The 5,977-nt window shown below is 64.1% G+C and carries 6 protein-coding genes; 1 reads left to right on the top strand and 5 read right to left on the bottom strand.

The window, feature by feature from the left end; translation table 11 throughout:
- Positions 1-358, top strand: a 358-nt coding sequence (locus tag RUH75_RS22960; protein ID WP_313809529.1) for a hypothetical protein, incomplete at its 5' end; no start/stop codon positions are given.
- Here RUH75_RS22960 and RUH75_RS22955 read toward each other — a convergent pair.
- The 5 genes from RUH75_RS22955 to RUH75_RS22935 all read right to left on the bottom strand — a co-directional run bounded on the left by RUH75_RS22955 (position 359) and on the right by RUH75_RS22935 (position 5,662).
- Positions 359-916, bottom strand: coding sequence for a MaoC family dehydratase (locus RUH75_RS22955; protein WP_409592420.1), 558 nt, complete (start codon positions 914-916; stop codon positions 359-361).
- The gene (locus RUH75_RS22950; protein ID WP_313809527.1) at positions 876-2,150 is read right to left on the bottom strand and encodes an ectonucleotide pyrophosphatase/phosphodiesterase; all 1,275 of its coding nucleotides are present in this window, start codon (positions 2,148-2,150) and stop codon (positions 876-878) included. The genes RUH75_RS22955 and RUH75_RS22950 overlap by 41 nt, the downstream gene beginning before the upstream one ends.
- A gap of 46 nt (positions 2,151-2,196) precedes the next feature.
- Entirely contained in the window at positions 2,197-2,721 is a 525-nt protein-coding gene (locus tag RUH75_RS22945; RefSeq protein WP_313809526.1) for a DNA-deoxyinosine glycosylase, read from the bottom strand.
- A 7-nt stretch (positions 2,722-2,728) separates the two neighbouring features.
- Positions 2,729-3,829, bottom strand: a complete 1,101-nt coding sequence (ychF, locus tag RUH75_RS22940; protein ID WP_313809525.1) for a redox-regulated ATPase YchF — start codon at positions 3,827-3,829, stop codon at positions 2,729-2,731.
- Between the two features lie 204 nt (positions 3,830-4,033).
- Entirely contained in the window at positions 4,034-5,662 is a 1,629-nt protein-coding gene (locus tag RUH75_RS22935) for an alpha-D-glucose phosphate-specific phosphoglucomutase (protein ID WP_313809524.1), read from the bottom strand.
- Positions 5,663-5,977: the final 315 nt, after the last annotated feature.

Raw genomic sequence — 5,977 nt, 5'->3', positions numbered from 1 at the left:
CCCCCGCCTGATCCTTGGCAAGCCCGTCATGGCAAGCCTGCGCCCCGGCCCACAGGTCCAGTTCGTGGTCCCGCCGGGCAAGAACCCCCCGAAAAGCTATGCGGGCCTGTTCACCCTGTCGGTCAAGCGCCCGGCCCGCATCGGCATGGCCCTGTCCGACGCCGCCTGGATCGATATCGCCATCGGCAGGACGCCACTCACATCGGTCGATCATGGTCACGGCCCGGCCTGTTCGGGCATCCGCAAGATCGTCTGGTTCGACCTGCCGCCGGGCATCCACACGATCCAGATCGCCGCCGCGCCCAGGCCCGCCATCCGCATCATGGCCGCCGACGCCCACGCCAACCGGCCGCGCTGATCAGGCTGGCCGCGTCCGGAACATGGCGATCGGCTTCATCGACAGCACCGGCTCATCCCGCTGATTGAACAGGGTGATGTGCGTTTTGACGATCCCCATTTCCGGCCGGCTGCGCGAAGCCTTCGTCTCGATGACCTCCGAAATGCCGCGCAGCGTATCCCCCGGCCGCACCGGCTGCATCCAACGCAGTTCGTCCACGCCCATCGCCCCCAGGCTCGCGGCCTGAACGCCCGGCTTCTGCTGCCAGACCGCCACCATCATCTTCATTGTCAGGGCGGTGGTATGCCAGCCGCTGGAGGCCAGGCTGCCGAAATGCGTCTCCGCGGCGGCCTCATCGGACAGGTGGAAGGGCTGCGGATCGAACTGCCGGGCGAAGGTGATGATCTCCTCCCGACTGATGGTCAGTGGGCCGAACTCGGTCTTGGCGCCCACGACCACATCTTCGAAATAGACGATCTCACTCATACCCGTTTCCTTCTGCAACGCGCGTGAGAAGTAGTTTCCGTTAACGAAAACGTCAATGCTTGACGAGCCCTCCGAGCACCGCCGGATCGCCATCGCCGGGCCGGGCAGCAATCCCCAGCAACCGCGCGAGCAGGGGATAGACATCGACATTGGCGAAACCGGCGGGCGGACGAAAGCGCGTGTCGAACTCCGGCCCGTTGGCAATGAACAGCGCCTGCATCTCCGGCGCCCGGTCGTCCCAGCCATGATCGCCGCCGACGAACGGCTTGGCGGGCGCCGTCGGCTGGATCACCCAGCCGGTGTCGGCAAGGCAGAAATAAGGGGGGATGCGTCGATGCGTCCCATAATGAAAACGCGCCGGAATGCCGTCCTTCCGCCAGCATTGCATATGCGGTCGCGGTTTCAGGAGAGCGGCCTCCAGCGCGGCCTCGCGACCCGGCATGGGGTTCAGGCTGGCATAGGGCCCGCTTTCGACGATCCGATAATCGGCCGGGTTCGCGATCCTGTCCAAAGCCACCACCCGGTCGCTGGATTTTTGCGCCATGCCATGATCGGACAGGATGATGAGATTGGCAGGCTGCCCCAACGCCTTCAGCCCGTCGATCAGCATGCCGATCTGTCCGTCGACCTCCGCCACCGCGCCAGTCGTTTCCGGCGCGTCAGGTCCGCCTGCATGGCCCGCCGTATCGACCGCATCGAAATAGAGCGTCACGAAGCGCGGCCGGATATCCATCGGCCGCCGCAGCAGGTCCAGCACGCCATTCACCCGTTGCACCCCGGAAATCTGCTGGTTGAATTGGGCCCAATCGCTCGGCCGCGCGCCGCCCGTGATCTTGTGAGGCCACTCCACGGCTTCGGTCCCGCCCCAGGCGACATTGGAACCCGGCCAGAACAGCGTCCCCGTCCTTATGCCTGCCTTTTCCGCTGTCACCCAGATCGGTTCGGCCTCGCTCCACCAAAAAGGATCGTCGCTCGCCATGGTGAAGGCCTCGTCCGGCCGCGACGCGTCCTCCATCCGGTTGGCGACGATGCCGCTATGGTCGGGCCGCTTCCCGGTGACGATCGCCCAATGATTGGGAAAGGTCTTGGTCGGGAAGGACGGCTGCATCGATGCCTCGACCCCAGCTGCCGCCAGCGCAGAGAGATGTGGCGTCACGCCGCGCTTCAGATAATCGGGCCGAAAGCCATCGATCGACACCAGGATGGTGACAGGCTGCCGCTGCTCGACAGCGACCGCAACGGAAACCGGCCGCGGTTCGACCGGCGCGCAGGCGCCGAGCGCCACGAGAAGGAACAGGCCGGCCAGGGGAAAGCGACGGAAAAACATAAGCCATGCCTTAACAGGCAGATCGTGACGGTAAAGTGACGGCCGCCTATAAGCTTTCGGCATAGGGGGCGATAGCCATCCATGCCGAAAGCTTGGCTTCGCGCGACATGCTTGCGAAAGCACCGCTGGAGGAGGGCAGGTCGATCAGGGTCAGCCCCAACCTCTCCCCAATCTGCCGCCGTCCATGCAGCGCCGCTGTCCTGCCGTTGAAAGCCACCGCCTCCAACGCCGGCAACCGATCCAGGAATGCCCCCAGATCGCGCAACTCCGCTCCTCGGATCGCGCTGTCCAGGCTCCCCTCGCGATCCGCGCTCTCGATCACGTCCCACAGCCCCACGCGCCGGACCTTCAGCCGCTTCAACCGCATGGCATAGGGCTGGCCACGCAAATCCTCCCCCAGCACGTCGCCCATCAGCGTCCAGAAGGCGTTGCCGCGATGCGCATAATATTCGCCCTGTTTGATCGACGCATCGCCGGGCAGGCTGCCCAGGATCAGCAGCCGCGTCCCTTCATCGACGCTGGGGGGGAAAGCCGCCTTCCGCCGGGCGGGCATCTGTCCCGGCCGCAGCACGGCTCACTTACACGTTGAAGCGGAACAGCATGATATCGCCGTCCTGTGTGACATAATCCTTGCCTTCGGAACGCCATTTGCCCGCTTCCCTGGCGCCGGCCTCGCCATTGAACTGGACATAGTCGGCATAGGCCATGGTTTCGGCGCGGATGAAGCCCTTTTCGAAATCGGTATGGATCGCGCCTGCCGCCTGAGGCGCCTTCGATCCTTTGGCCACGGTCCAGGCACGCGCTTCCTTCGGCCCCACCGTGAAGAAGGTGATGAGGCCCAGCAACTCATACCCCGCCCGGATGATCCGTGCGAGCCCGGCTTCGGTCAGGCCCAGCGCTTCGAGATATTCAGCGCGCTCCTCGATCGGCATGGTGATCAGTTCCGCCTCGATCGCGGCGGAGACGATCACCGCCTTGGCATTCTCGGCCGCGGCTTTCTCGAACACGCGTGCCGAATGCGCGTTGCCGGCGGCGGCGCTGTCCTCCTCGACATTGCAGACATAGAGGACAGGCTTGGCCGTCAGCAGTTGCGCCTGTCCGAAGAGGCGCGCTTCCTCGACATCCTTGGGCACGGTGAGGCGGGCGGGCTTGCCGTCGCGCAACAGATCGAGCGCCTGCCCCAGAACGGATGCGGCGGCCTTCGCCTCCTTGTCGCCCTGCGCCGCCTTCTTGGCGAGGTTGGGAACCCGCTTTTCCAGGCTCTCCAGATCGGCCAGCATCAATTCCGTCTCGACCGTTTCGGCATCGGCAATGGGATCGATCTTGCCCTCGACATGGGTGATGTCGCCATCCTCGAAACAGCGCAGGACGTGGACGATGGCGTCCGTCTCGCGGATATTGGCCAGGAACTGGTTGCCCAGACCCTCGCCCTTGGAGGCGCCGCGCACCAGCCCCGCAATGTCCACGAAGGAGAGCTGGGTTTCGATGATCTTGGCCGATCCGCCGATCTTCGCGATGGTCTGCAACCGGTCGTCGGGCACGGCGACGCGGCCCTCATTCGGCTCGATCGTGCAGAAAGGATAGTTCGCCGCCTGCGCCGCCTGCGTTTCGGTGAGCGCATTGAACAGGGTGGACTTGCCCACATTAGGAAGCCCGACGATACCGCAACGAAAACCCATGGAACTGCCTTCACGTCAAGATGATTGGCCGCGCCGATAGCCGTTTCCGCGCACGAAGGCCAGTCTTTGGGAGCGAGAGAATTGGGAACCCGCCTTCCCTCATTCCCAACATGTTCCTGCGCAGGCAGGAACCCAGTCCAAACGCCCGAACTGGACTCCTGCCTGCGCGGGAGCACCGAATCCCTTTGATAGCAGCCACCGCGATCAGGTGATGACGCTCGGCCTTTCCATCCCGGTGAAGCCGGAAATATCCGCAACCTCCTGCGCCGCCTTCACCAGCGGGGCCAGCGCATCGCTCGTCTCCAGCCCCAATTCGCCATCCGCGCCCACATAGCGCTCGATATAGACGCGCAGGGTCGCGCCCTCGGTCCCGGTGCCCGAAAGCCGGAACACCACCCGCGACCCATCCTCGAACAGCACGCGCACGCCCTGATTCCTGCTGATGGACTGGTCGGTCGGGTCGACATAGGCGAAATCGTCGGCGCTCTTCACCGTGCCGCCGCTGTTGGCATTACCCGGCAGGGTTTCCAGCCTGCCGCGCAGCGCCGCCATCAGCGCATCGGCCCTGTCCTTGGCGATCCCCTCATAATCATGCCGCGCATAATAATTCCGGCCATAGGTCGCCCAATGTTCCGCCATGATCTGCGCCACGCTCTGCCGCCGCGCCGCCAGGATGTTGAGCCACAGCAGCACTGCCCAGATGCCGTCCTTCTCCCGCACATGATCCGATCCGGTTCCGGCGCTTTCCTCGCCGCAGATGGTGGCCATGCCCGCGTCCAGTAGATTGCCGAAGAATTTCCACCCCGTCGGCGTCTCATAAAGCGGAATGCCCAGCTTCTGCGCCACCCGGTCGGCGGCGCCGCTGGTCGGCATCGACCGCGCAATCCCCTTGAGCCCGGCGGCGTAGCCCGGCGCCAGATGGGCATTGGCCGCCAGCACCGCCAGCGAGTCCGACGGCGTCACATAGGCATGCCGTCCGATGATCAGGTTCCGGTCGCCATCGCCATCCGAAGCCGCTCCGAAATCCGGCGCATCCGCCGCCATCATCCGATCGTAAAGCTCCTTTGCATGAACCAGATTGGGATCGGGATGATGATGCCCGAAGTCGGGCAGGGGGGTCGCGTTGCGCACCGTGCCCGGGGGCGCTCCCAGCCGCTTCTCGAAAATCTCGACCGCATAGGGCCCGGTCACGGCGCTCATGCTGTCGAAGGACAGGGTAAAGCCCTCGGCGATCATCGCCCGGATCGCGGCAAAGTCGAACAGGCTCTCCATCAGTTCCGCATAGCCTGCGACTGGATCGACCACCTCGACAGTCATGCCGCCGATCTGGCTTGTACCCGCCCCATCGATATCGACATCCCCGGCGTCCAATATGCGATAGCTCTCGATCGCCAGCGTCCGCGCATGAATGGCGTCGGTGACCTTCTCCGGCGCCGGGCCGCCATTCCCGACATTATATTTGATCCCGAAATCCTCGTCCGGCCCGCCCGGATTATGACTGGCCGACAACACCAGCCCGCCAAAGGCCCCGGAAGAGCGGATCAGATGCGAAGCCGCCGGTGTGGAGAGAATGCCGCCCTGACCCACCAGCACCCGGCCAAAGCCATTGGCCGCCGCCATTTTCAGGACGATCTGGATGACTTCGCGGTTCAGATAGCGCCCGTCGCCACCCACTACCAGCGTCTTGCCGTCAAACCCTTTCAGGCTGTCGAACACCGACTGGACGAAATTTTCCGCATAATGGGGCTGTTGGAAGATGCGGACTTTCTTGCGCAGGCCCGATGTGCCCGGCTTCTGATCGTCAAAAGGTTGCGTCGCGACGGTCTGTATCACCCGGGTCCCCTTGGGAAAGTGGAAAGTCAGGCTTCCTCTATGGCCCGGTAATGCGACGAACCGCAATGCGATCCTTGCGGTTCGCCGTGAGGGCAGGGCGGGCGGACGCGCATTTTTTCCCTGTCCTACAGGGACATGACCGGCTTATGCCGACGACGGCTCTTTGACATGGGTGAATCCAGATAGGAAATGGCGGTCTTCCGGGATGGCATCGTGTCACCTGTGTCACCCGGCGATGTGCCGGCTTATCCGGTCCTAATTGTCTGGTTGCGACACATCATTGGGATATGGTAAAGAGTGCCATCGCGGATCACG

Origin of the sequence: Sphingobium sp. (assembly GCF_032153725.1) — a bacterium.
GTDB lineage: Bacteria > Pseudomonadota > Alphaproteobacteria > Sphingomonadales > Sphingomonadaceae > Sphingobium.
Note: the sequence above shows the minus strand (reverse complement) of the source record. Positions and strands in the feature narration are given on the sequence as shown.